The organism is Acidovorax sp. KPB24-03 (assembly GCF_057546605.1).
In genome coordinates this window covers 1-3,278 of record NZ_BAAJYR010000388.1, presented here as the reverse complement: position 1 = coordinate 3,278, position 3,278 = coordinate 1, and the positions used below count along the sequence as shown (strand labels likewise).

The following is a 3,278-nucleotide window of genomic DNA, read 5'->3' as shown; positions in this document are numbered from 1 at the left end:
GCCGCTGTAGCGCACCGGCGCATGGCCTGCCGCGAAACGGCGGCGGATCGCGGGCGAAAGCCGGTGCCATTGCGCCGCGCCCAGCAGTGCGGCCAGGTCCAGGGGCGCCGGCGCTCGGCAGGGGCATGGGCATCGGCATCGCGGGGCACAAGGGGGGGTGTGGCGGTCTTCATGCCTTCTGTATTGCAGGGCACGTGCCAGCACACAGACCGTTGATTTCAAACGGTTTTTTAATCCACCTGTCAACGCGGTAGACAGCTGCGGCGGGCGCGCTGTCGACTCGGTTTACAGTGCCGGATGGCCATTCACATCGCGCTCGCCCTGGCATTCGTTCAGACCCTGGCCCTGTCCGGCGTGCTGTGGCTGTGGGCCCAGCACGTGGCGGGCGCCCGGCTGCTGATCGTCTTCCTGCTCGGCGTGGGGCTGTGGATCGTGGGCAACGAGCTGCCCAACTGGGCCGGCATCGGCACCGCGCCCTTCGCCATGGCCTTGCTGGCGACGGTGCCCATCACGTCCGCGGCGTTCTTGCACTTCTGCGCCATCTTCACGGGCCAGCGGCTGCGGCCCTGGGCCTTGCGGCTGGCCTACGGCGCGGCGTGCGGCGCGACCGCGCTGTCCTGGTGGGTGCCGCCGGGCGCGTTCGAGCACTTTCCGCCGTTCACCGGCGTGCAGTGGGTGGTGGTGCCCAATGCGGCCGGATGGACCACCAGCCTGGTCTGGGCCACCTGCGCGAGCGCGGGCCTGCTGGTGCTGGCCAAGGCCTTCTGGCAGACGCGGGTGGCCACCGAACGCCGGCAGATCGCGGCCGTGGCCCTCTCGTGCGGCTGGGGGCTGATGTGCATCTCGGGTTACGCGTTCGCGGCCCTGCGCATTCCCCAGTACCCCTGGCAGGTGCTGGCTTTCCCCGCGTACCCGCTGATCCTGGTCTACGGCATCCTGCGCTACCGGGTCTTCATGGCCAACGCCTGGGCGCGGCGGGCCCTGGCCTGGGCGATCGTGCTGTTTCTGGGCCTGCTGGCCGTGCCGCTGACCTTGCTGCTGCCGGTGGAGTCGCGCTGGCTCACCTCCGCCGTGGTGGCCGCCACCTGCCTGGCCTGGAGCGGGCCGGTGCGCCGGCTGGCCGAGCGCCTGGTCTACCCCGGCGGCACCCCCACGGCGCACGACCTGGACACCTGGCGCGGCGCGCTGTCCACGGCCCAATCGCTCGGCGAACTCTCGTCCATCGCCGCCTCGCTGCTGTCCCAGCGCATGGGCGTGGCCGTGCGGGTGGTCACGGGCCCCTCGCTCGCCCCCGATCCGCACACCCCCACGGTGCACTGCCGCAAGGACGGCGCCCAGTGGCAAGCCCATCTGCACGGCTTCGAGCAGGCGCCGCCCGGGCAGCGGCACCTGGCGGAGCTGTTCGGCACCGTGCTCGTGCAGGCGGCGGGCCAGGTGGAAAACGCCGCGGCCGCAGAGCAGCGCGAGCGCGAGCGGCAGCTGCAGGCCCGCCTGGCCGAACTGGGCTCGCTCGCGGCCACGGTCGCGCACGACCTGCGCAACCCGCTGAACGTGATCGCCATGGCCACGGCCTTTACCCCGGCCGAGGTCCGCAAGGACGTGCAGGAGCAGATCGCCCGCATCTCGCGCCTGGCGGAGGACCTGCTGGACTACGCCAAGCCCTGGCAGATCGAGCCGCGGGCCATCGACCTGTCGCAGCAGGTGCGCCAGGCGATCCGCCACGCCCCATCCGTGGAACTGGGGCCCGGGCTGGACAAGCCCTGCCCCGTGCACGCCGACCCCGCGCGGCTGGACCAGGTGCTGGCCAACCTCCTCACCAACGCCCAGGCCGCCGCAGGCCAGCGGCGGGTGCACGTGGATGCCGAGCCGGGCGAGGACGGCCTGCGGCTGCATGTCTGCGACGACGGGCCCGGCATTCCCGCCGAGCTGCGCGAGCGGCTGTTCCAGCCCTTCGCCTCGCGCAGCCCGGGCGGCACCGGGCTGGGCCTGGCCATCGTCGCACGCATCATGGCCGCGCACGGCGGCACGGCCGCCCTGACCGAGCGCCCGCCCTGGCGCACCTGCTTCACCCTGACCTTTCCTCCCCACCGACCATGACCCCTCCCCCCTCCCTGGGCCACATCCTGCTGGTGGACGACGAGCCCGCCTACCAACGGCTGGGCAGCTCCTTCCTGCGCGAACTGGGCCACCGGGTCACCGTGGCCGGCAGCGGCGAAGAGGCGGCCTGGGCCTTCGGACAGGACCGCGCCCATGTGGTGCTGCTCGACCTCGCCATGCCGCCCAGCATGGACCCCGAAGCGGGCCTGGAGCTGATCGGGCGGTTCGCGGGCTCGGTCGTGGTGGTCCTGAGCGGCCACGGAGACCGGGAACTCGCCCTGCGCGCCGCCGAAAAGGGCGCGTGGGACTTCCTCACCAAGCCCATCGACCCGGACATGCTGCGCTTCGTCGTCTCGCGCGCCATGCACAAATCCCGCCTGGACGAAGAGCTGCGGGAGCTGCGCGCACGCGAGGGCAGCGAAGACCTGGGCATCGTCGGCCAGTCGCCTGCCGCGCAGCAGCTGCGCGCCATGGTGCGCCGCGTGGCCGGCACCTCGGTGAGCGTGATGGTGCTCGGGCCCACCGGCACGGGCAAGGAGCTGGTGGCCCGCGCCCTGCACCAATGCAGCGCGCGCCGGCAGGGCCCTTTCGCGATCATCCATTGCGGCGCCCTGTCCAGCGAGCTGCTGGAGAGCGAGCTTTTCGGCCACCTGAAAGGCAGCTTCACCGGCGCCCACCGCGACCAGCCGGGCCTGGTGGAAACCGCGCACGGCGGCACGCTCTTCCTGGACGAAGTGGGCGAGATGCCGCCCGCCATGCAGGTCAAGCTGCTGCGCTTCCTGCAAGAGGGCACCTTCCTGCCCGTGGGCGGGCGCGAGACGAAGAAGGCCGACGTGCGCGTGGTGTCGGCGACGCACCGCGACCTGGAGGGCATGATCCAGGACGGCGGTTTTCGCGAAGACCTCTTTTACCGGCTCAAGGGCGTGGTGATGCGCATCCCGCCCCTGGCCGAGCGGGGCATGGACGTGCCGCTGCTGGCCGCGCACTTTCTGCGCCGCGTGGCGCCGCAGGCCCTGTTCGCGCCCGACGCCCAGGCCTGGCTCGCCACGCAGCCCTGGCCGGGCAACGTGCGCCAGCTCCGGGCCCTGGTGGAGTCGGCCGGTGCGCTCATCGCCCCGGGCCACCTGCGCATCGACCTCGACCTGTTGCGGTTCGCCAGCGGCGACCTGGCGCACCTGCCG

General features: G+C 72.4%; 2 protein-coding genes. Both read left to right on the top strand.

The window, feature by feature from the left end:
• Positions 1-297: 297 nt before the first annotated feature.
• Positions 298-2,097: a sensor histidine kinase gene (locus AC27KI_RS21415; protein WP_284431112.1), complete on the top strand. Its 1,800-nt coding sequence runs from the start codon at positions 298-300 to the stop codon at positions 2,095-2,097.
• On the top strand, positions 2,094-3,278 hold a 1,185-nt coding region (locus AC27KI_RS21410), incomplete at its 3' end, for a sigma-54-dependent transcriptional regulator (protein WP_487115721.1). The genes AC27KI_RS21415 and AC27KI_RS21410, both read left to right, overlap by 4 nt.